Origin of the sequence: Sulfolobus sp. E5-1-F (assembly GCF_009601705.1) — an archaeon.
Taxonomy (GTDB): domain Archaea; phylum Thermoproteota; class Thermoprotei_A; order Sulfolobales; family Sulfolobaceae; genus Saccharolobus.
In genome coordinates, this window is sequence record NZ_CP045687.1 from 1,141,105 (window position 1) to 1,163,359 (window position 22,255).

At 35.8% G+C, this 22,255-nt stretch carries 19 protein-coding genes and 2 pseudogenes; 14 read left to right on the top strand and 7 right to left on the bottom strand.

The genetic code is table 11. The annotated features are described in order from the left end of the window. Positions 1 to 14 precede the first annotated feature (14 nt). Both GFS03_RS05555 and GFS03_RS05560 read left to right on the top strand, forming a co-directional pair. A complete protein-coding gene (locus tag GFS03_RS05555; protein ID WP_153422882.1) occupies positions 15 to 773 on the top strand; it encodes a plastocyanin/azurin family copper-binding protein in 759 nt (252 codons plus the stop codon). Positions 774 to 776: 3 nt separating this feature from the next. Beyond that, positions 777 to 1,121 (top strand): hypothetical protein, encoded by a 345-nt coding sequence (locus GFS03_RS05560; protein WP_153422883.1) that lies wholly within the window; start codon positions 777 to 779, stop codon positions 1,119 to 1,121. Here the strand turns inward: GFS03_RS05560 and GFS03_RS05565 are convergent. Beyond that, positions 1,102 to 1,344 carry a hypothetical protein gene (locus GFS03_RS05565; protein WP_153424557.1) on the bottom strand — a complete coding sequence of 81 codons (243 nt, stop codon included), beginning with the start codon at positions 1,342 to 1,344 and terminating at the stop codon, positions 1,102 to 1,104. The genes GFS03_RS05560 and GFS03_RS05565 overlap by 20 nt on opposite strands. Before the next feature lie 590 nt (positions 1,345 to 1,934). On the opposite strand from GFS03_RS05565, the gene GFS03_RS05570 reads away from it, so the two are divergent. Further along, complete coding sequence (locus tag GFS03_RS05570) at positions 1,935 to 2,534, top strand: DUF2249 domain-containing protein (RefSeq protein ID WP_153422884.1); 600 nt, start codon at positions 1,935 to 1,937, stop codon at positions 2,532 to 2,534. Positions 2,535 to 2,594: 60 nt separating this feature from the next. After that, positions 2,595 to 3,785: a metal-dependent hydrolase family protein gene (locus GFS03_RS05575; protein ID WP_153422885.1), complete on the top strand. Its 1,191-nt coding sequence runs from the start codon at positions 2,595 to 2,597 to the stop codon at positions 3,783 to 3,785. Here GFS03_RS05575 and GFS03_RS05580 read toward each other — a convergent pair whose 3' ends face one another. Together GFS03_RS05580 and GFS03_RS05585 are read right to left on the bottom strand one after the other, a co-directional pair. Next, positions 3,786 to 4,973 (bottom strand): ABC transporter permease, encoded by a 1,188-nt coding sequence (locus GFS03_RS05580; protein WP_153422886.1) that lies wholly within the window; start codon positions 4,971 to 4,973, stop codon positions 3,786 to 3,788. Between the two features lie 33 nt (positions 4,974 to 5,006). Continuing rightward, positions 5,007 to 5,540 carry a hypothetical protein gene (locus GFS03_RS05585; protein WP_153422887.1) on the bottom strand — a complete coding sequence of 178 codons (534 nt, stop codon included), beginning with the start codon at positions 5,538 to 5,540 and terminating at the stop codon, positions 5,007 to 5,009. A gap of 243 nt (positions 5,541 to 5,783) precedes the next feature. Here GFS03_RS05585 and GFS03_RS05590 point away from each other — a divergent pair, with 243 nt between their 5' ends. After that, positions 5,784 to 6,482 carry a class I SAM-dependent methyltransferase gene (locus tag GFS03_RS05590; RefSeq protein ID WP_153422888.1) on the top strand — a complete coding sequence of 233 codons (699 nt, stop codon included), beginning with the start codon at positions 5,784 to 5,786 and terminating at the stop codon, positions 6,480 to 6,482. A 363-nt stretch (positions 6,483 to 6,845) separates the two neighbouring features. On the opposite strand, the pseudogene GFS03_RS05595 reads toward GFS03_RS05590, so the two are convergent. Further along, positions 6,846 to 8,224, bottom strand: a pseudogene (locus GFS03_RS05595) (APC family permease). Between the two features lie 46 nt (positions 8,225 to 8,270). On the opposite strand from GFS03_RS05595, the gene GFS03_RS05600 reads away from it, so the two are divergent. The 3 genes from GFS03_RS05600 (at position 8,271) to GFS03_RS05610 (ending at position 11,590) form a co-directional block, all read left to right on the top strand. Continuing rightward, complete coding sequence (locus GFS03_RS05600) at positions 8,271 to 8,900, top strand: DUF981 family protein (protein ID WP_153422890.1); 630 nt, start codon at positions 8,271 to 8,273, stop codon at positions 8,898 to 8,900. Between the two features lie 119 nt (positions 8,901 to 9,019). Further along, positions 9,020 to 11,002 carry an acetate--CoA ligase family protein gene (locus GFS03_RS05605; protein WP_153422891.1) on the top strand — a complete coding sequence of 661 codons (1,983 nt, stop codon included), beginning with the start codon at positions 9,020 to 9,022 and terminating at the stop codon, positions 11,000 to 11,002. A 57-nt stretch (positions 11,003 to 11,059) separates the two neighbouring features. Beyond that, on the top strand, positions 11,060 to 11,590 hold the full coding sequence (locus GFS03_RS05610) for a hypothetical protein (protein ID WP_153422892.1): 531 nt from the start codon (positions 11,060 to 11,062) through the stop codon (positions 11,588 to 11,590). A 306-nt stretch (positions 11,591 to 11,896) separates the two neighbouring features. On the opposite strand, the gene GFS03_RS05615 is transcribed toward GFS03_RS05610, so the two are convergent. After that, a complete protein-coding gene (locus GFS03_RS05615) occupies positions 11,897 to 12,691 on the bottom strand; it encodes a DUF4097 family beta strand repeat-containing protein (RefSeq protein ID WP_153422893.1) in 795 nt (264 codons plus the stop codon). A 248-nt stretch (positions 12,692 to 12,939) separates the two neighbouring features. Here GFS03_RS05615 and GFS03_RS05620 point away from each other — a divergent pair, with 248 nt between their 5' ends. Then, positions 12,940 to 13,281, top strand: coding sequence for a hypothetical protein (locus GFS03_RS05620; RefSeq protein ID WP_153422894.1), 342 nt, complete (start codon positions 12,940 to 12,942; stop codon positions 13,279 to 13,281). 64 nt (positions 13,282 to 13,345) lie between these two features. Here GFS03_RS05620 and GFS03_RS05625 read toward each other — a convergent pair whose 3' ends face one another. Next, entirely contained in the window at positions 13,346 to 14,599 is a 1,254-nt protein-coding gene (locus GFS03_RS05625; RefSeq protein ID WP_153422895.1) for an MFS transporter, read from the bottom strand. Between the two features lie 104 nt (positions 14,600 to 14,703). On the opposite strand from GFS03_RS05625, the gene GFS03_RS05630 reads away from it, so the two are divergent. The 5 genes and pseudogenes from GFS03_RS05630 to GFS03_RS13555 all read left to right on the top strand — a co-directional run. Beyond that, positions 14,704 to 18,225 carry a nitrate reductase subunit alpha gene (locus GFS03_RS05630; RefSeq protein WP_153422896.1) on the top strand — a complete coding sequence of 1,174 codons (3,522 nt, stop codon included), beginning with the start codon at positions 14,704 to 14,706 and terminating at the stop codon, positions 18,223 to 18,225. Position 18,226: 1 nt separating this feature from the next. Continuing rightward, the gene (gene narH / locus GFS03_RS05635; RefSeq protein ID WP_153422897.1) at positions 18,227 to 19,711 is read left to right on the top strand and encodes a nitrate reductase subunit beta; all 1,485 of its coding nucleotides are present in this window, start codon (positions 18,227 to 18,229) and stop codon (positions 19,709 to 19,711) included. Then, the gene (narJ, locus tag GFS03_RS05640; protein WP_153422898.1) at positions 19,708 to 20,208 is read left to right on the top strand and encodes a nitrate reductase molybdenum cofactor assembly chaperone; all 501 of its coding nucleotides are present in this window, start codon (positions 19,708 to 19,710) and stop codon (positions 20,206 to 20,208) included. Before narH ends, narJ begins: the two co-directional genes overlap by 4 nt. After that, the gene (narI, locus tag GFS03_RS05645; protein ID WP_153422899.1) at positions 20,201 to 20,878 is read left to right on the top strand and encodes a respiratory nitrate reductase subunit gamma; all 678 of its coding nucleotides are present in this window, start codon (positions 20,201 to 20,203) and stop codon (positions 20,876 to 20,878) included. The genes narJ and narI overlap by 8 nt, the downstream gene beginning before the upstream one ends. 754 nt (positions 20,879 to 21,632) lie before the next feature. Further along, positions 21,633 to 21,758 (top strand): annotated as a pseudogene (locus GFS03_RS13555) (IS1 family transposase); the annotation flags it as partial. 101 nt (positions 21,759 to 21,859) lie between these two features. Here GFS03_RS13555 and GFS03_RS05650 read toward each other — a convergent pair. Beyond that, a complete protein-coding gene (locus GFS03_RS05650; RefSeq protein ID WP_153422900.1) occupies positions 21,860 to 22,174 on the bottom strand; it encodes a 4Fe-4S dicluster domain-containing protein in 315 nt (104 codons plus the stop codon). Positions 22,175 to 22,255: the final 81 nt, after the last annotated feature.

Sequence of the window (22,255 nt, forward strand, 5' to 3'; positions counted from 1 at the left end):
GAGAATTAATACATATGGAAAGCAAAAAACTCCTAATTATTGGTATAATAGTTGCATTAGTTGTCGCAAGCTTTGTAGGATATGCTTATTACTACAATTATTATTTACCAGTACAAAATTCTGTAATGTACTATAACCAACAGCTACAACACATGGGATATTATCCACTGGGAAACTACGGCCAATACGGAATGATGGGAAGTGGAGGAATGTACCATATGATGGGATATTCTGGAGGTTACGCTGTAATGTATGAGAACACTATCCCAATAACCGAAGCAATATCCATGATGAGAACTGTACCGCCTTACGTTAAGATATTCTCCAATAATAATACTATACTATTCACCTCTTCAAATATAGTATTAGTAGTATTGGGAATGGGTCATGAGAGGGCGATTAACTTAACGGGACAAACTCCACCAGCTTATGCGCTACATGACGTCTTCGTAATTTACGGTCTGATTAATCCAACACTCATAATTCCAAGAGGAGCTACTGTCCAAGTTATATTCATTAATTTAGATGAGGATATGTGGCATAATATCGCAATTACACCGGTCCCACCACCTTATCCTTATTACCCAATGATGTACATTAGAATGAATACAATAGGAATGACGCCAATGCTAGGTTACGCCAACTACAACTCTGGGCAAGCATACGAGTTCAGTTTTACGACCACTTTTGTCCAACCGGGGATTTACTACTACGTTTGTGAGTATCCGGGTCATGCTGAAATGGGAATGTATGGAGAAATAATGGTGGTGTAGAAAATGGAAAACTATCAAATTTTGGGATTAATTGGCTCCTTACTTCTAATTGTTGGAATTGGTTTTTCTTTTGCGTTTTACTATCCAAGTTATGGGATGATGGGCGTTTATGGATACGGAATGATGGGTAGAGGAATGATGTTCTTTGGCTTTATGGGACTTTTAATAATCCCTGCGTTTGTTTTGGGTATTATTGGTTCATTAATTTCAGATAGAACAGTAGCTGGCGTATTATTAATTTTGGCCTCAGTACTTTCGATACCTGCAATGGGATTGATTGGAATAATATCATTTATCCTCTTGTTGATCGCTGGAATCCTAGCACTTACTAGCGGTAAGAAGACTTAATCAAATATATTATCCACTTCTTTTCTTTTTGATTATTTTTATGTATGAGTCTTACTATAACGTCAACCTTTTTCCGAATTTTTAACCTCGCAAGTATTCTAATTGGATCAATCTCTGAAATTATCACTATAGCTTCACTCTCTCTTATCTCGTCAATCTTCCTTTCAATTATCTCGTAATAGGGGAGTTCTAAAACTCTAGTGTCAATTATAAACCTTATCATCATCACGAGAAATTATACTTCTTCTTCATAATATAAAATGAAGACCTAACATATAAGTTGATACAAAAATTAGGGGGTTGAAGGATTAACTTGTTTATCCGTGACTTTAGTTAAGAGTAAGGGTTAAGGATTGTTATTAAATATAGTGAAATCCTATGGGAGCGTGATCAATGATTTCATGCGTTTGAAACTGAGTTTAAATTCACCTAATCACTTTAGCCAAATGCTTTAATTACGTAATAGAATTTTGGGAAAAAATAAAAAATTACAGCATCTTCACTTTTTCAACATCCGAATCGCTTGTTGAATTGAAGATAAACGAATACTTTATGTGATTTTATACTAAACTAACAAAACTGCTATCAACACTCATTCTTTACCGATAAAGTAATTTAGTGAACTCTAGTGAAATGCAATTCTTTACTTAAACTTACATCAAATACACCTTTATCCTTACTTTAAATGTTTTCTATCGCCTAATAGCATAGCTCTGAATCTATTCGTAGTTATGGGAAGATCGTTCTAAAAACCGTAGTAACCCTAATACTTTAGTGTCCCATTTTTTATAATATAAGATAATACACTATCACATGGAATTAGATCTGAGGCCCGTACAACCAGAATATAGACATAAGTTAGTCTTGGAAAGCTTCAGTAAGTTAAAAGAAGGAGAGGAGCTAACAGTAATAGCTGACCACTATCCATCTCATTTAATACAACTACTATCAGGTCATATTGAGAAGTATAAGGTTGAAGAAACTGCGAATGGGGATTTCGTGTTGAAGCTCACAAAAAAGAAGGGAAGTGCTAATAGACCGATAATTTCGCACATCTCTGAATTTAGAAAGACTGGGGAGGTCTTTACTCCAATTCCGGTGCTTAGGAAAGATGAATATGGGGTTATTTTAGTCTTTTTTAAGCCTGGACAATATATCCCAATACATGCACCAGATTCAGATCTGATCTTTTACGTATTACAAGGTCAAGGAAAAGTTAGTGTAGACAATAAGGAATACGAAGTACGTGAAGGATCGATCGTAATAGTACCTAGAGGTATTAAGAGAGGAGTTAAAGCTGATACTTATATGGAGGCCATTCACATAGTTGTACCAAGCCCTTCACCAGAAGATCACGAAAAGGTAATGAGCGCCGCTATGAATGGTATTGCAGAAGTTGATCTAAAACACTAGACAGACTGTATATCTTTTTTATGTAATGATTTTTATACTTTCATCTCTTATTTTAACAAGATGATAACTCTCGTAGGGAAAATATTCGACGGAGAAAAAATTATTGAACAAGGTACTGTAGTTATAGAGAATGATAAAATCGAAAGAGTTACCGAAGGAATTGATATCCCGCAAGGAAGTGAAGTAATTCAAGCTAACTTCATAATGCCCGGTTTAGTCGATGCACATTTACACTTTTTCGGAGTAGAAGAAGATAACGTTCTTTCTTGGAATATAGTAAACGAAATTGATGTAGCTATAAGGAGTACTAGAGACATGGAAAGACTATTACGTTCCGGGTTCACTCTAGTAAGGGACTTAGGAAGTAAGGTTGCTGTAAGGTTAGATTACCTCCAGAGAAGGGGAGAGATATTGGGGCCGACCGTCATTGCCTCTGGATACTCTTTAGCAATCACTGGCGGTAATGACGATCCAAAGGATTTGCCAATAGACATTGCGCAAAGGCTCTCATATTCATTTTATTGTGATTCTCCTTATGAGTGTAGAAAAGCTGTGAGAATGGCGATTAGACAAGGGGCTAGAGTAATAAAAGTTTACGCGTCCGGAGCCTTTTCTCAAGGTGGAAAAATTCTACCTGGATTTGCATTGGATGAGCTGAAGGCTATAGTTGACGAATCTCACAGATTTGGTTTAAAAGTTGCATCCCATGCCTATGGAAAAGAGGCAATTATGAACTCTATTCTAGCTGGCGTTGATACAATAGAACACGGTTTGGGGTTAGACGATGAAACTGCGAGTATGATTAAAGAAAGGGGAATTTGTTATATTCCAACATTAGCTACTTATGAAGTACCATTTGAGGTAAAGGATCCTGAGGTTAGGATTTACAGAGAAGAGCTTGTCAAGAGACATTTTAGTGAGGACATTAGGATTGCCGTTTCCCACGGGGTGAAAATAGCTACCGGTACGGATTATGTGGGATCTAAGAAAAGACCTCATGGGCAGAATTATAGAGAGGCCGTTCTCCTATCTAGGTATATGAGTAATTTAGACGTATTAAGGGCATCAACATCGGTAGCTTCAGAATGTCTTGGTGTCAAGGCGGGTTACATAAGGGAAGGATATAAGGCTGATTTAATAGTATTAAAGGATGACCCCACTAGGGATATTGAGAACCTGAAACCCAATAACGTTTCATATGTCATTAAAGATGGTAAGTTGTATACTGGTTATGGATTATATCAAGACTAACTAATCTTTTCTTACTGCTTCTATAACGGTCAATTTCGATGCTTTCCACGCTGGATATATCCCAGCTATAATACTTGTCACTAGGGCTATTAGGATTGATATTCCTACGTCAGACATTGAGAGAAATGGACGTATGACCACGATTAGATTTGAACCATTACTGGAGCCCGCATTAAACGGTATACCATTTATGTCCATTACATATGTTCCCATTACAGTTAACGTTAACCCCACTATTCCACCTAGTACTCCTACGATTAAAGCTTCTAATAGGAAGACCAATAAGACTTGCCTAGTGGTTAATCCTACAGTTTTCATAATTCCTATTTCCCTAGTCCTCTGATAGACTCTAGCTAGGGTTATTCCCATTATTCCAACAGCGCCAACAAATAATGAGATAGACCCTATTAATATTACTAGGAACGAGAAGCTGGTTATTATAACTTGAACAGAGGATATTGCTTGTTGTATTGTGGTTACTGTTAATGAATTGCCGTAGATATAGTTTAACAGAGTGGTAATTGTATTAACTTCACTTATGCTACTACCTTGCAATACTACCAGAAAATAGCCGGGAGGATTTACCAATGCCTTAGCCTCACTTAATGGAATGAAAATAACATCGGAAGTATCACCTATTACAACAGACTCGCTTGGACGCAAAATTCCATATACTGTTAACGGTACAGTATTTCCATTGGAGAGTTTTAGAATTATAGTGGAACCAGGTTGAACGGTTACGTCTGGGATAGGATGAGCTATATCGTGCCCTATTACAGCGTATGGTACTGTCACTGGAGGATATACCGTACCGTTCTCAAGCTCTACTTTTCCTAGCAATGACGATATATTATCCACACCTACTACTAAAACATTAATAACCCTCCCTCCTATTTGGACTACTCCATGGGCTTCAATTACTGGATATACTGCATATACCCCGGGTAATGAACTCATAAGTGATACGTCAGTAGGAGATACATAGCCTATCTCGTTAAAAACGTAAATGTTTGTTGGATTAAGTTGAAAAAGTGTGGAAATTACTGACCGTTCTACTCCTTGACTAAAAGCCTCGATAAAGGAGACACTTGTTATACCGATCATGATAGCTATTATGGATATTATCGCTAAAGTTTTCCTCGCCATTAAACCTTTATAAGCAAGCCATAAAATATCTATACCATTCATAAGGCACTTAAAGCCTTTAACATTAAAAATCTATCAATTTGAGATACTGATAGTTCTTAATGACTTATATCTTTGTTGCTCCCTACAGAACTCCCTATTAGTTAATCCGAATTCTATGGCTTTCTCCTTTCCCATTTTTCTAAACATTTCAGCCCCTTTATAATATACCTTGAAGTAATACTTCGGTACTGAAAACCAGTACTTGTCTCCTCTATAACCCATAATCTCCTCATCAACCCATGTGGCAAAGCCCTCAACAAATTGGAAATACCTTAATAGTTTCCCATTTCCTACTCCAAAAGCTAAAGGAATAGCCTCAATTAACGTGTGGAGATAAGGGAACTTAGGTCTACAGATCTTATCTTGAACGAAATGAGCCAATTCATGTATTAATGTTCTCTCCAACGCGTATTCATCATCATCAAAATAACCTATTATCACTGCATCGTATCTATAGGATCCATAAAAGGGAATACTGGTTTCGATTACGAGCGGAGTTGGAAAGGAAAATCCGAGGAACCGCTCTAATTTACTTTTAGCTCTATCTATTATTTCAGTATTCCCCATATGTATATGTTAGTAATGATAATTATTAAATTTTCTGCCAAATTGTTGAGAATTATTGCGGAAAAACTTTAATTTAGTAAATTAGTAGATAAGTTTAAACTGAATCTCTATACTTTAAATACCATCAGTTTGTTCCAGATAAGCTAATACGAAGTAATGAAAATAAAACTCTGTAGTCAAATAAACTCAACTTTGATGTAACCGAAAAAATTTTAATAGGTTCTTTTTTAATAACAAATGAAAATGACCAATAAAGTCATTAAGGCGACGAACGAAGAACTGCAACAAGTTTACAACGATATACCTAAAGCTTATGATAGGGCTAATAGGTTTATTTCATTTAATCAAGATGTAAAATGGAGGGCAGATCTCGTCAAGACCATACTGAAGTACTGTAAGAGACCAAAGCTAATCTTAGACGTTGCAAGTGGAAAAGGTGAGCTCTCATATACGTTTAAAAAAATTTACAAAGATAACTCCAATTACGAGATTATATTATCGGATTATGCTGAAAACATGCTTAAAATGGCGCTGATCGAAGATGATAAGGTACTTTGCTCGTTTGATGCACTACCATTTAGAGAAAAGGCATTCGATATCGTAATGAGTAGCTTTGCCTTACATGCCTCTGATAATATAGAGGATGTAATAAGGGAGATCACTAGAGTTTCAAGAAAAATTGTAGGATTTATAGCTATGGGAAAACCTGATAGTTGGATAAGGAGGGTTTACTTAAGTATATACCTAAAGTATATTATGCCATACATAGCAGTCTTAGGAGGAGCTAAGGCGAGGAATTTCAAATACATTTACTATATTTACGAGAGAGTCCCCACCAATTCTCAACATAAAAGGATTTTCGAAAAATATATTGACATCAAAGTATACGAGGAAAGGGCATTAAATTTATTCTATTTTGTTGTGGGATTTCCTAAAGAGTAAATTTTGCAAGAATAGAGTAAGTGAGATTGGGATCGTAATCTCTGAGAAAGGTTTAGTTAAAAAATATAGCTGGTTAAGTAAAAGGAAGGTTACTTCGACTATTTTCACTGAAAATTTACGTTAGAATTAACTGATGGATGAAAAAGGTTACTTCCTGATGAAATATCAGATATCACATAAATCGGTTTTATAATACTAAAGGATTGGGTATTAACCATACGATCCAAGGAAAAAATACGTTAGTAGTTATGAGATTTTAACGCAGCTTAAAGGTTTTCATTAACTCCACTATTTCCTCCTAAACACCTTTCAGCTAGACTCTACAGTTCCTTTACGCTACTTAATACAAGTTGTTAGAAAAAGTTATCTCTTAATCAAGAAACTAATTACACCTATTAATAAACCTCCAATAAGAGAGATTATACCTATTAGCGAATTTGGGTAACTGTAGGGTAGAATGTAACTGTAAACACCATAACCCATTAAGATAACTGCTGCTATTGCCAATAATACATCAAGAACGTTTAACCTTGAAATTTTATTTATAAATGATGGAAATACTCCAGCCACCAGCACGTGAGAAGCATAAAGCGTTACTAACGAGATTTCGGTGGTAATAGTATAAACGTTTAAGTATTGTCCCGTAAATGATGCCACTAAATTAACTAAAGTAAACGGTATTGCTACTACAAATATTGATTTTAGCATATCTTTTCTTATTAATGAATAGGAAAGTCTAGAAAGCGCTACGTATGCTGCTAGTACTGAACCTATTAAACTATTTGCGGTAAATATGAAAAATATTAAGGAAAATGTACTACCCATAAATTTACTAGCAATATAAAACCCCGGATAACTTGTGACGTTAAGTAAATTAGCTATGCCAACATTGGAATAACCAGCGGCTGCGATTTCAAAATACGCAGCAAATATCACCGCAATTGCGGCAACCCAGTATGAGATAAGGTAGCCTCTTCCTACAGTCCTTCCTTTTCCAATTGCTTCATATCCCAGAAAGAACGATGCTCCTCCCCCAGCTAATGTAAATCCAACTCCTAAAGCACCTTGGAAGAAATCCGGAACTTGTACTTTAAGCGTTAATGGTTCTATTGATAATCCGGTAACGCTTAAGACCTTTACGCCTAAGACTAAAATTAAAATCACTTCTATGGTAGACGTTACTAAAGCGTAAAATAGGGGTGGTCTAACTCCAACAAGCAAAAATAGAGTGAGAATAATCGGTATTAAAACTTCAATAACGGATATTATCATTGGAGTTAAGCTGAACTCTGAAGGTAGAACCACACTTGCTAGATACGTTGTTGCAGATGGCAAGTAGATCATATAACTTATCCAGTAAAGCCAACCGGCAATTCTCCCAATTAACTCTCCACCTCCTGCTCTAGCGAACTCGTACGTACCCCCAGTAGAGGCTATTACTTTGGAATACCTATACCCTATTAAAACCCAAAGAAAGTATATCAAAGCTCCTAATATACCGGCAATGACTGTGGATGAAAGAGAGTAGGTTAAAGCATAAGTCAGATAGGCTGAGGCTGAGCCCAGAGGTGCAATTGATGCCAATGATTGAGCGTAAACTAAGATTGGTGGGATCGTATTTTCCTTTGGTTCAAGCTTTTTGGATAGTCTATCCATACGGATCGCTTACAACAATCTTTTATTAAAAGTTATCTATACATCTCTTTGTGTGAAAATTTTAACTTATAACTATAGTTTAACATATTGAGCTTATATATTTTAAAAGGCTATCTATATATTGGTGATAAAATGGTTTTCATAGATAACTTGGGTTTGATGTTATTTATATTACCACTAACATCAGTGTTAATTGCATATACTACAATTCAAGCGTTCATAGGATTTAGAAAGAGCGGTTATGAAGCAATAAAGAAAAGTCTTGACGATTCAATACTTCCAGCTGCAATCTTAGGTACCATAATCGTAATACTCAGCCTATGGGGAGAGTTCACATGGACACTACCCGGAAGTTATAACATACTATTTTACGATGTATATTTATTGCTAGGTATTACAATCCTTTCATATTCATTTGCAGTCTACATGGGAAAGAGATTGCAAAGTACTGGAATTTTCGCGTTATTCGTAGGCTTGATAACAATATATTACGGTGTTTCAGGTTATAATTTGGGACTAACTAGGGAACCGTTGGCACTATTAGCCTTATATACCACTTACGGAATAGCCGGTATCTTAGGATATCCTGTAACTTTAGCGTTAGATAAACTTAGGGATCAACAAGGAGTTAAGGATCCAAAATTAGAAGGTTGGATGTACGCATTCTTCATATTATTCTGGATATTTGTTGTAATTGCGGGAATCGTGGCAGCGTTCATTGGAGTTGAGACTATCCCAGCTCATCTTGCGCACCCTCCATAAAAGTGTATTTTTTATTTTATCTTTTTGTCTTTTTGTTTGAAAAATAATTATCTTTTAGATAGAAAAGGCTTAGTTCAACATATGGAAAGATTTATTAGAAATAAATAAAGAAGAATTATATGAGTGAACTGAATTACTTATTTAAACCTAGAAGTATAGCAGTTATTGGTGCATCAAGGTATAAGGAGAAAGTTGGAAACGTTATATTCAGAAATTTGCTCTCTACATTTCATAATAAACTCTACCCAGTTAACGCTAAGGCCGAAGACGTTGAAGGGATAAAGGCTTACAAAAGCGTAAAGGAAATCCCAGACGATATTGACCTAGGCATAATTACAGTTCCGAGGGAAGCTGTTCCCCAAGTGATGGAAGAATTAGTAGAAAAAGGAGTAAAAGCTTCTATAATTATAACTGCAGGATTTAGAGAGGTTGGAGAGGAAAGATTAGAAAATGAAGTAATAAACATTGCACGAAAAGGAGGGATTAGGGTTCTAGGACCAAATACATTTGGCATTATAACTCCAGAATTTAACGCAACCTTTACTTACACTGACGTGAAGAGGGGAAACATTGGCTTGGTAGTTCAAAGTGGTGGGTTAGGAGTTTACATGTTGAACTGGGCGCAGAAGTATAGGATAGGGATAAGCTATATGGTGAGTTTAGGTAATCAGGCTGATATAAAGGAGTATGAAGTTATCAACTACTTATCTAGGGATGCTGAGACAAGGGCAATATTTGTGTATTTGGAAGGAGTTTCAGACGGAAATGCTTTTCTTGAGACACTACCAGAGGCAACTAGAAGAAAACCAGTAGTCTTTTTAAAAGGAGGAGTTACCAATAGCGGAGCGTCAGCTGCTAAAACTCATACTGGGAGTTTAGCTGGTTCGTTTGAGGTATTTAAGGCAGCTGTTAAGACAGTTGGAGGGATTTTGGTAGAGAATCTTCACGATATGCTGAACTTAGCTAAGATATTAATGTACTCTGAACCTATAAGTGAAGAGATTCTAGTTATAACTAATTCCGGTGGACATGGCGTACTGGTTTCAGATGAGATAGATAGAAATAGGCTAAGACTCGTAGAAATTCCAGAATGGATGAAGAAAGAGCTAACTAAAATACTCCCACCGACATCACTTCCTAAAAATCCACTGGACCTAACTGGAGATGCCGATAAGGAGAGATATTATAACGCGTTAAAAATAGTTAGTAATTTAGATTGTACTAAATTGATAATAGTACAATCGTTACCCATGGTAAGTTGTAGTGACGTTGCTAGGACTATATCGAATTTTAAAGGAAAAGGAATAATCGGCGTAACCATGGGCTTAGATGAGGATATGGCATTAAAAATATTGGAGACGACTGGGATTCCAGGATATACTTTCCCGGAGGATGCGGTAAAGGCAATTAAATATTACACTTCTAGGCCTACACCCAGAAAGAAGATAAGAACTGTACAACCAATAGAATCAGCTTTAGAATTGGTTAAGGGGAAGAAGACTCTTAAGGATTTCGAAGCTCTGAAACTTATGGAAATTTACGGGATTAGGACACCAAAATGGGGATTAGCTTCCAATGAGAATGAGGCTCAAAACGTTGCAGATAATATAGGTTACCCAGTTGTAATGAAGATATCTCCAGATACACCAGTACACAAAACTGAACTTAAAGGAGTTGTAGTAAACGTTGAGAAAGAAGACGTTAAGAAGGTTTACAGCGAATTATCAAAGATAACTAGTAGAGTACTAATCCAACAGCAGCTAAACGGGCTGGAAGTATTTATAGGAGGTTTAAAGGATCCAGCATTTGGACATGTAGTATTGGTAGGCAGTGGCGGAATCTACGTTGAAGTGCTTAAAAATATAGCCTACGCCCTTTCGCCAGTATATGAGGATGAGGCTCAAGAGTTATTAATTGAGAGTAAGATTCACGACATGTTAAATGCCAGAAAGAGAGGATATGATGAGAGCTCAATAATAAGGACAATTACCAGGGTGTCAAGAATGATAGTTGACTTGAACGTAAAGGAAATGGATATCAATCCTCTGTTCGTTAACGAGAACGGTGCCTTTGCTGTAGATGTGAGGATAGTATTAGACTAATTTTCATAAAAACCTTTTTAACAAGAGTTTATTTTGACAAAAAACTGATAGATAAATATGAATGGGAGATTCTTACTACAAGGGAACATAATAAGCCTAATCGCCTCAATAATCATACTATATGGGCTAATTCTATTGTTAGAGAATGGTATCTACTTTGCCTTATCTAAAACTTTCTTAATCTTAATGACCTTAGTGTGGATTTTGGCAATCCCGTCTTATATTAGCTATCGTAGAAGTGAGTTAAGAAAACAATGGATCTTGAATAGTTTCGCGATTCCTGCAATGATAATAACATTCATAGGGATGATTCTAGCGTATATGGGAAATTTTCTAGGTATAGAAATTATAGTTTTGGGGTATTTATTTGAACCTATTGCTGGAATATCGATTTATTTAAGTACGTTAAGTTCTTCCAAAATCTACTCCTCGTTATTCTTTTGGGGTGCGGTAGCGTTTACAATTGGACTCCCGCTATATATAACTAACTTGGGAATAGTTGCGGTAATAGGGGATTTAATAAAAATGGTTGGAATACTAGGATTGATAAACATAGGTAGAAAGACGTATCTAACCAAACCTAGCTGAGAACTTCAGTGCATGGAGATTTCTCTTATTTTATCTTGATATGGAATAGAAAGTATTAAAACCGCATTGATTAGTGTTTTCTTTGTAAAAATGTGTTGTACTAAAGTAGGAGAAAAATAGTACGTCCGTTGGGGACAAGCGTAATTAACTGAAGTAGTAATGTTTGCATAATATTACTTCACGCTTATCCCCTATTAGTTTCACCATAAAAATGTGGAATCAATTATTCTAAACAATTCTATATAAATAAGTTGAAATCACCAAGGAGACGTGAATTAACCAGTATCACGGAAAGACCTAACTAAGCTATGAATTGGTATAATATATCTGTATTTCCCCATTTCCAACGAGGGCATGGATAACGGGCTTCGAGGAATTCGTTCCCGAACCGGGGATCGAGCTTACCCTCTCCCCATTTAGATAGATCTCTCCGTTATCTACGGTAGGAAAGATATTCATTGGTACATTGGTGTATACCTTTATATTCCCGTTACTCACCATTATTAAGTACGTCGAGTTAGGGTAATTTTTCGTGAAGTTCAAGATTATCTCCCCATTTCTCACCACAGCGTTAAGGAAGTTGGCTCCACTGTTTTCCAAATTTATCACTCCGTTACTGGTAAAGATGTAACCTTCGGAGACGTTAGTTGAACTCAGTTTTATGAGTCCATTGTCGCTCTCCAAGTAGATTAACCTTGAACTGATATTATACAAATATATCTCCCCATTAATTACGTTAACTGTTACGTTCTTGAAATAATTCGTCGGTAACTCCAAGCAAATATTTACGGATTGAAAGAAGTTGATGGGAGCCCTCACATAAACGTATAGAATATCATTTGATGTGTAGAATGAGACCTTTATATTGCTTAATAGAGTGAGGAGTCCCCTAGCGTAAACGGTAATATGAAGAGTTGAGCTGTTATCTCTTGTAATACTAACGTTACCATCTATATCAACAACATATATACCCTTTATGTCGGGATTTATAGAAGCGATTTCGCTCTCAACCCTTTCAGGGTAGAAGAATAACGCTACTGCGACAACCCCTATGACCAGAATAAAGATGATCAGCGCTAGTTGAAGAGATTTCCTTATCATAGCTATATGTTACTCCATTAATATATAAGGATTTTCTAGGGAAATGCTTTGTGAGGTTGTTCAATAAATCTCAATAGAATGATATTGGAGGTTAATCACTTTTACATGTAGAGAATAAATACTGTGCAACTGCACCAATATACTATTCAATTGAACGTTAAATCCAAAATAAGTCTTAGCTACTATGATAGAGACCCTAATATTTTAGGCAAAAAATCTTAATCAGTAAATTTTGTAGAGGAAAAGCGATGATACTACTTTACCTAATTTCGCTCATGATATTGGTACACTTAATAGGCTCAATAATATCATTTCTTGGAAAGACATTTCCTAAAAGGGTAGGAAATATCATAGCAATTTATGAGATTGTTTTTTACATTATCGTTGTAATATTTTATCCCAATATGGTAACCGTTCTACTGGCTATAGGGTACTTATACTTAGTAATTCATGTGATCGGTGGCATTCTTTATATCAAGGGAAGTTTACATAAAATCTATTCTAATCCAAATGAACTCTTATATTACGGAATTTATGAATTTGTAGAGATGATCTATTTAATTTCATTACTAATTGAGCTAGTAGTATGAGATTAGAATGCATAAAAAATCTTATATAGTTTAATATAGGTCGATCAAAAAGTATATTATTTAGTCAATATATTTCCTTTCTTCCATATTTTCTTAGTAATTCTATGGAAAAGATAGCTGAGATCATACTAATAACGACAAATACCGAAAATGCTGTTGAGAAATTTGTCATCGATGCAATATAACCCATTGCTGGAGGGATTAATAGTCCTCCTGCAGATCCTATTCCACCAACCCATCCCGAGGCACCACTAACGGCTTTAGGAGAGTACTTTGGAACTAGCTTGTAAACTGCGCCGTTGGCGATACCCATACCAATAGCCATCACAACTTCAGCAAGTATAGAGACTGTAAAAGCGTATGAGAACATGAATATTAAACTACCTCCTAACATCGTAATATATGATATAAGCGATATGAGCTCCCCACTAACTTTATCAGATGCATAACCACCAAAAACTCTTATCAGCGCAGTTATTAAAGAATACACTACACCAGTTAATATTCCCGCTTCAACTGGGGGAACGTGATAAAGTCCTTTCCAATAAGTAGGTAACCATTCAGTTAAAGCCTCAAAACCACCAAATGACGTAAAGTACATAAACGTTAATAGCCAAACTTTTCCATCACTCACCGCAGTCTTTATGGATTGTTTAAGAGAATCGGTTGGAATTATATTTATACCTAAATTGCGAGTTAGCCTTTCTGCCTCTTCCTTGGACCTCCCTTCCTTAATAAATTTAATATAGGGTGGATCGATTGAGATTATTATGTAAATTATTATCATTGTTGTCAAAAATATTGCCCATGCTATGTAAGAGTATATTAAGCCTAGCGTTCCTAATGCGAAAGGTAGGATTACTGTGAATATTCCTGGTGCGGTATTTCCTAAACCAGCAAATATTCCTAATGCGGTACCTTGCTTACTTTGTGGATAAAAATATGAGACGTAAGTTATACCACTAGAAAATGTTGAAATACCAGTACCAGCAATAGCTCCAAAAATCAACAATAACTCATATATTAACATATGAGGGAACACATAAATCTTCTCTAGAGTGTATATTATACCTATAAGTCCAATTAAACCAATAATTAGTTGAATAGCTAACACCCACCTACTAAGTTTATCAACTAATAGAGAGAATGGAATTCTAAGAAAAGCACCAGTAACAAGAGGAATAGCAACCAGCCAAGAACTCTCAATCAAATTCAGTTTTAGAATAGGACCAACCTTTAACACAGTAGTACCAAACAATGCAACAGCAGCAAATCCAGAAAAGAAGGCTAAAGTACCAGAGACCAATCCCCTATTCACTCAAACTCACTTCCTCACGTTTTCATAATTATAATTATTTTTAAACTTATACCCTAATCTATGAGGGGGTATATTTATAATGTTAAATTCTTTCTATTACAAAAATGACGTGGCAGAAATTTGAAAAGGGCAATAGAGAGTGGGAATCCTTTTACAGAAATAGATGGCAATATGATAAAGTTGTTAGAAGTACGCATGGCGTTAATTGTACTGGCTCTTGCAGTTGGATGATTTATGTAAAAGATGGTATTATAGTTACAGAGATGCAGGCACTGGATTATCCTATTATTAACCTTGAAATACCACCCTATGAACCTAGGGGCTGCCCTAGGGGAGCCAGCTTTTCGTGGTATGAGTACTCACCACATAGAATTAAGTATCCATATATCAGAAGGGTATTACTTGAATTATGGAGAGAAGAATTACAAAAAACCAAAGATCCAGTTAAGGCATGGGAAAATATAGTAGAAGACCAAGAAAAAGCTAAGAAGTATAAATCCGCAAGGGGCAAAGGTGGATTTGTTAGGATTTCGTGGGATGAGGTGTATGAGTTAATTTCTGCTGCCTTAATATACACTATAAGGAAATATGGTCCGGATAGAATATTTGGATTCACTCCAATTCCAGCTATGTCGATGGTAAGTTATGCCGCTGGCACTAGGTTTCTCTCGTTGATTGGAGGAGTTGCAATGAGTTTCTATGATTGGTATGCGGACTTACCTATTGCATCCCCTCAAGTATGGGGAGAACAGACAGATGTTCCTGAGAGCGCCGATTGGTTCAATTCCACTTATATTATCGATTGGGGGACGAACATTCCACAAACTAGAACCCCAGATGCTCATTTTTACTCTGAAGTAAGGTACAGGGGGACAAAAATAGTTGCTATCGCCCCAGATTACGCAGAATATGTAAAATTCGCTGATTTATGGATTCATCCTAAACCTGGCACTGATGGTGCTTTAGCATTAGCTATGGCTCACGTTATAGCTAAGGAATTCCATGTAGATAATAAGGTGGACTATTTTGAGAATTATATTAAAAAATACACTGATGCACCTTTCTTGGTAATTTTGGAAGAAGAGGATAATAGGCTGGTACCGGGAAGATATTTAAGAGCCTCTGATATAACTACAGTTGATAATGGTGAATGGAAATTAGTAGTATTTGATTTAAATAGTGATACCCTTTCAATCCCGAATGGGAGTATAGGTTTCAGATGGAGTAATGATAAAAAATGGAATTTGGAGCTTAAAGATAGTATATCGGGAAAAAATATTAACCCAGCGCTATCGTTATTAGGCATTCACGATCAGATAGTAAATGTAAGTTTTCCTAGGTTTGATGAAAAAGGATACATAGAAAGAGAAGTTCCAGTAAAGGTAATCAGAACCACCAAAGGGAAAAACGTTTACGTAGCTACTGTTTTTGATCTATTGTTAGCGAATTTAGGTGTAGGGCGGGAAGGTTTGAAAGGATATCCGAACAGTTATTATGATGATGTACCATATACTCCAGCATGGCAAGAGAAGATTACTGGCGTTCCGGCAGATTTAGCTATTCAAGTGGCTAGAGAATTTGCTCAGAATTCTGCTGAAACAAAGGGTAAATCTTTGGTTTTAGTAGGTGCAGGGACGAATCATTGGTTCCATAGTGATCTAATTTATCGTGCCATAATAACAATACTAATGTTAATAGGTGCAATTGGCGTTAATGGAGGAGGATGGGCGCACTATGTAGGACAAGAAAAAGTTAGACCTTTTGAAGGTTGGAACACTATTGCATTTGCTAGAGATTGGATTCCAGCACCTAGGTGGCAAAGTACTGGATTATGGGTATATATGCATACTGATCAATGGAGATACGAAGAAGTTCTAATGGACACATTGGCAGTTGGAAAAACAACATATAAACATCCTGCTGATTATGTAGTATTATCGGCAAAAAAAGGTTGGCAACCATTTTATCCTCAGTTTAATGCTAACCCATTACATGTTGGTAAAAGCATAGAGGAGGTTTTAGCTAAATTAGAGAACAATACCATTTCATTTGCGATTTCGGATGTCGATAATCCCGTTAACTTTCCTAGAATATTATTTGTATGGAGAGCTAATCTTTTATTCTCTAGCGGTAAAGGAAGCGAGTACTTTTTAAAGCATCTCTTAGGCACTGAGAATTCAGTTGAGAATAAAAACGAAGTAGCTAAAAATTATGTAAAGGAAATAAAATGGCGAGATCCTGCACCAGAAGGCAAACTAGACTTGTTAATTGATGTAAACTTCAGAATGGATAGTACGGCACTATATTCAGACATTGTTTTGCCTGCAGCAACTTGGTATGAAAAATACGATCTTAGTTCAACTGATATGCATACATTTGTTCATCCTTTTACTCCAGCGATAAATCCACCATGGGAAGCTAAAAGTGATTGGAAAACCTTTGTGGGATTAGCAAAGAAATTTTCAGAGATGGCATCTAGGTATTTTACTGATAAAACAACAGATGTAGTTTACCTTCCACTCCTACACGATACGCCAGATGAGATCGCTTATCCCCTATTAACTGATCCAGATGCGCAAATTTTAATGAAGGAAAAAATGATACCAGGCAAAACTATGGGAAAGGTACTCTTAGTAGAGAGAGACTATTCAAAAGTTTATGAAATGATGATAACCCTAGGACCCCTAGTAAAAGATAAGAAGCTAAATTACTTTGGCATAGAAGTTAATTACTCCAAGGAATACGAAGAGTTGAAAGAGTCTCTTGGTGATTTTAACGGAAAACCCTTAATTAATGAAGATAAAAAGGTGACTGAAGCTATTTTAAGATTAAGTGGTTCTACTAACGGTGAGGTCTCTGTAAGAGAGTATAAATATTTAGAGGAGAAGACTGGGCTTAACTTTGAAAATTTAAGAGAAGGTATCGAAGAAATAAGGATTCAATTTGACGATATAGTTACCCAACCACGTAGAGTTATTGATAGTCCTATAGAGTCTGGAATAGTTAAAGGAGGTAGAACGTACTCCGCGTTTACATTTAATATCGAATATAACGTGCCATGGAGAACTTTATCTGGTAGACAGCACTTCTATCTTGATCATATGTTAATTAGAGAAGTGGGCGAGCAGTTACCAGTATATAAACCTCCATTAGAAATTATAAAAATAAATAAATCTGATCTAAATGGAATGTTAATAGCTAGATATTTGACCCCTCATGGAAAATGGCAGATACATTCAACATTCATGGACAATCTTAGAATGCTAACTCTATTTAGAGGAGGTCCAGTAATTTGGATAAGTGAGGAAGATGCTAAAAGTATTGGAGTTAAGGATAACGACTGGGTAGAGGTTTTTAATGAGAACGGGGTTATAGTTTGCCGTGCTGTAGTTACCAATAGAATTCCAAGAGGCACAGTAATTATGTATCATGCGCAAGAAAGGACAATTTACGTTAAGCAAGCTAAAAATGGAAAAATGGGAGGATCACATAATGCAGTAACACGAGTTCATATTAAACCAACATGGCTCATTGGAGGTTACGCACAGTTCTCCTTTAGTTTGAATTATTATGGCCCAGTAGGTACTCAAAGAGATACAATAGTTGCAATTAGGAGGTTGGAATGAAATGAAAGTATTAGCTCAATTTATGGGTGTGTTTAATTTAGATAAATGCATAGGATGCAACGCATGCACTGTGGCATGTAAGAACTTATGGACTAACCGACCCGGTACAGAATATATGTATTGGAATAACGTGGAAACTAGGCCCGGTCCAGGGTATCCGTTAGAATGGGAAGATCAAGAAAAGTATAAGGGTGGATGGATTCTAACCAAGGATGGGAAGTTGAAATTAGCTATAGGCGGAAGAATAGCGAGATTACTGGAGTTATTCCATAATCCCTATTTGCCTACGATTGACGATTACTTTGAGCCATTTACTTATACATATGATAATCTAGTTAATGCTAAAGAATCAGATAAGCAACCAGTGGCAGAACCAGTCTCACTAATTACTAGCAAGAAGATAGAATTAAGATTAGGACCTAACTGGAACGATGATCTAGCAGGAGGTTCAGAGAGTATACTACAAGATCCAAATATTAAAAAATTAGAGAATAAAATAAAGACCGATTTCGAAAACGTCTTCATGATGTACCTCCCAAGAATATGTAACCATTGTTTGAATCCAGCTTGTGTTGCTGCATGCCCTGCTGGGGCTATGTATAAGAGAGAAGAAGACGGAATAGTTTTAAATGATCAAAACAAGTGCCGTGGATGGAGATTTTGTATAGCCGCATGTCCATATAAGAAAGTATATTATAATTGGGTGACAGGTAAAGCAGAAAAGTGCATATTATGCTATCCTAGGTTGGAAACGGGTCAGATTCCCGCTTGTTTCCATGAATGTGTTGGAAGAATAAGATATCTGGGTGTTATGCTTTATGACGTTGATAGGATTGAATGGGCGGCATCTGCTAAAGATCCCAAAGAAATAATGGATAGAATGCTCGAGATAATCTTAGATCCTTTCGATGATGAAGTGATAAAAAGTGCAAAAAGCAATGGAGTGACTGATGATTTTATAGAAGCCGCTCAAAGGACTCCAGTCTATAAAATGGTTAAAGTTTGGAAAATAGCCCTACCTTTACATCCGGAATTTAGAACATTGCCAATGATATGGTATATTCCGCCTTTAAGCCCAATTGTAGAGAACATCAAGGTGAAAAGTGATGAAGAATTCTTCCCTATTGTTGAGCACATGCGAATACCAATAGAATATCTAGCAAACATGTTTACTGCCGGTGATACAGAGAGAATTAAATCTGTCTTGAAAAAATTAATAGGCTTAAGAATTTACATGAGACAAAGAAGATTAAATAGGAATGTAGATGAAAAACTTTTGAAAGAAATTTCATTGGGAGAGAAAGATCTTGAAGAGATGTATAGAGTACTAGCTATAGCGAGATTAGAGGATAGATTTGTAATCCCCACTGCCCATAAGGAGAAGGCCTTAGGGTTTTTCGAAGAGACAATAGCCCCAGAGTATATTCAAGGTAGTAGAGGATTGCAACAAACTGTTAGAAGAGATTTGAGGTTGAAGAAAAAATGAAGACATTACAATTAGTCAAAAAATTATTAGAATATCCTTCCATATGGATGAAGGAAAAAGAGGAGATCATAAATCAAATAATTCAGACTTCATCTCCTTATAGGCAATTTTTACTTAGATTTCTGGAAAATATATCCAACTATAAACAACTCGATTTAGAGGAGATTTACGTAAATACCTTCGATAATAATGATTATACTACGCTATATATGACTTACTATATAACAGGAGAGGAGAGGGAAAGAATAGGATTACCTAAAAGAGGTTTATTACTAGCCTGGTTAAAAGAGAGAGTAAAGATAGCCAACAATGAATTGCCAGATTATTTACCAATATTATTGGAGTATCTAGATAATCATGACGATGAGGAAGTTAAAAAATTAATACAAGAGCCGATGAAAATTCTCTTAAACAGACTGAAAGAAAGAAATTCTATTTTTTATCCTCTTGTGTTTACAGCATATTTAGAACTTTATGGGGGGATAAATTATGAGTAATCTTTTCTGGATATTCTACCCTTATACAACGATAACCATATTCTTCTCTGGATATATATACACATATTTTACGAGAAGATATTATTGGTCGGCAAGATCTTTCCAATTACTTTCGAAAAGTACACACTCCCTAGCCTCTAATTTATTCCACTACGGGATTATTGTAGTCCTTCTAGGACATCTATTCGGAATAGTCTTACCAGCCTCGGTACTGATCGCAGTAGGAATATCATATAGCCTTCATATAACTCTTGCGTTCTATCTAGGCGCAGTATTCGGAATAATAACTATAATAGGACTTATATGGCTATTAGCTATTTCATACACTACTAGGGCAGTAAATTCCTTATCTATTACTGATCATCTAGTGTACATATTGTTAGCCTTAGTATTAATCACTGGACTCATTAATACGCTTGTAGTACATCCGGATTATGAAAATACAGTAGCTCCATGGTTTCAAGGACTAATAACGTTTCATCCTAATCCGAATCTAATGGAAAATACACCATTAATTCTGCAAATTCATATCGCCCTATCTTTCTTGCTGTATGCCTTGTGGCCATTCTCCAGATTAGTTCATGTGTTCACATTTCCAATAACGTATTTATGGAGACCTTATATCGTTTACAGAAGACATGAATTTTATAAGGTATTTAAAAGAAATTGATTTTTATTTTAGATTAACGCTTTATGGATTTTATCATAGTTTGAACGCTCTTCACAATCTAAGATTCTTTATATATTCAAGAGTAAGAGTTTCTTGAAAATAATTTATAGGAACGTTCTATATTGAATTTATACTGAAAAGAAGATTTTTGATCTTTGTTTGGGACAAGAAGAGGCCAGATCTCCCTATTAATCCGATAATTAAGTTATCACACTTTCTTTGCAATATTTTTGTTTTTATAAACTCAAAAGAATAAAAAATTATTATAGTCATATCTTCACTTCGCTTAGCAATGATATTAAGTACAAGGTTCTCGTCCAGCCTAAAACAAAAGAAATACAATAGAACATCAAAGTAATGTTCCCATCCTTTACACTAAACTTAATTATCAGTGGTTTTACGTTTATTACTTCCTATAGTTGATATTCCATTTCTCTATCTCTCATAGATATACTCCACCTCTAAGATGTTTATCTTTCCTTCTTCGTTTCGATAAATTACTACTCTCGCTTCATGATATTCTACTTTACTCCAGTTGTCACTAAAACGTATTATAATACAAGCCTCGTTATCTAGAATAATAGGAGAAATATTAATAATTTCTGATTAATTTTAACTATTGGATATAGTTGAATCAATAACAAGGTTAATGAATTGATTTTGTGGATTCATGTTCTAAAGCTAGTGAAGAAGTATCAAATCTTTTCTAAATTCCTCTCCGTTCTTTGAGGGATACTAAGGTTAATAGGGTGAAAGAATAGCGGAGTATAGCTTGACCTTGTTAAAGGTGATCTATCTAAACGTATTTTCAAGGGAGATAACTCCCTTAAATGAGGCATACTTTAGGGAAGTACAGTGTATTCTAGATCATCTGATATAATTTTACTATTAAATATCAAATAAGATGACTGCATGAGAACACTCCCATCTACTTGATAACTTGAATATTAAAAAACATTATTATATTTCCTTAAACCTGAATTATGGTGGTTTCACATCTATTGCAGCTACTGGGCAAACGTTAACACACGCCATACAGAATATGCAAGCTTGTTCATTGAACGGATCGGCCTTCTTTTCAGACACTGGATTTCCCGGAGTATCAAACCATCTGAAAACGTTTACTGGGCAAGCGGTTATACATGAACCATCTGCTATACATATATCGAAATCCACACCGACAATAGTACCATGAATACCTAGGACTTTAGGCTCATCAACCGGTCCATATATCTTATGGCCCTCATGCTCTCCTACGACTTGCCTGTTCTGTCTATAGTTAGGATCTATGCCCACACTGTTTCACCAAGCTACATTGTATTGTAAACTGCTAAAATAGAACTCGCCTAATGTTTTAGGTAGTTTTAAGGACTTGGT

What these genes read in the sequence shown, in the direction of transcription:
- GFS03_RS05555 (WP_153422882.1), top strand. Translation starts at nt 15, where the DNA reads ATGGAAAGCAAAAAACTCCTAATTATTGGTATAATAGTTGCATTAGTT.
- GFS03_RS05560 (WP_153422883.1), top strand. Translation starts at nt 777, where the DNA reads ATGGAAAACTATCAAATTTTGGGATTAATTGGCTCCTTACTTCTAATT.
- GFS03_RS05565 (WP_153424557.1), bottom strand. Translation starts at nt 1,344, where the DNA reads ATGATAAGGTTTATAATTGACACTAGAGTTTTAGAACTCCCCTATTAC.
- GFS03_RS05570 (WP_153422884.1), top strand. Translation starts at nt 1,935, where the DNA reads ATGGAATTAGATCTGAGGCCCGTACAACCAGAATATAGACATAAGTTA.
- GFS03_RS05575 (WP_153422885.1), top strand. Translation starts at nt 2,595, where the DNA reads ATGATAACTCTCGTAGGGAAAATATTCGACGGAGAAAAAATTATTGAA.
- GFS03_RS05580 (WP_153422886.1), bottom strand. Translation starts at nt 4,973, where the DNA reads ATGAATGGTATAGATATTTTATGGCTTGCTTATAAAGGTTTAATGGCG.
- GFS03_RS05585 (WP_153422887.1), bottom strand. Translation starts at nt 5,540, where the DNA reads ATGGGGAATACTGAAATAATAGATAGAGCTAAAAGTAAATTAGAGCGG.
- GFS03_RS05590 (WP_153422888.1), top strand. Translation starts at nt 5,784, where the DNA reads ATGACCAATAAAGTCATTAAGGCGACGAACGAAGAACTGCAACAAGTT.
- GFS03_RS05600 (WP_153422890.1), top strand. Translation starts at nt 8,271, where the DNA reads ATGGTTTTCATAGATAACTTGGGTTTGATGTTATTTATATTACCACTA.
- GFS03_RS05605 (WP_153422891.1), top strand. Translation starts at nt 9,020, where the DNA reads ATGAGTGAACTGAATTACTTATTTAAACCTAGAAGTATAGCAGTTATT.
- GFS03_RS05610 (WP_153422892.1), top strand. Translation starts at nt 11,060, where the DNA reads ATGAATGGGAGATTCTTACTACAAGGGAACATAATAAGCCTAATCGCC.
- GFS03_RS05615 (WP_153422893.1), bottom strand. Translation starts at nt 12,691, where the DNA reads ATGATAAGGAAATCTCTTCAACTAGCGCTGATCATCTTTATTCTGGTC.
- GFS03_RS05620 (WP_153422894.1), top strand. Translation starts at nt 12,940, where the DNA reads ATGATACTACTTTACCTAATTTCGCTCATGATATTGGTACACTTAATA.
- GFS03_RS05630 (WP_153422896.1), top strand. Translation starts at nt 14,704, where the DNA reads ATGACGTGGCAGAAATTTGAAAAGGGCAATAGAGAGTGGGAATCCTTT.
- narH (WP_153422897.1), top strand. Translation starts at nt 18,227, where the DNA reads ATGAAAGTATTAGCTCAATTTATGGGTGTGTTTAATTTAGATAAATGC.
- narJ (WP_153422898.1), top strand. Translation starts at nt 19,708, where the DNA reads ATGAAGACATTACAATTAGTCAAAAAATTATTAGAATATCCTTCCATA.
- narI (WP_153422899.1), top strand. Translation starts at nt 20,201, where the DNA reads ATGAGTAATCTTTTCTGGATATTCTACCCTTATACAACGATAACCATA.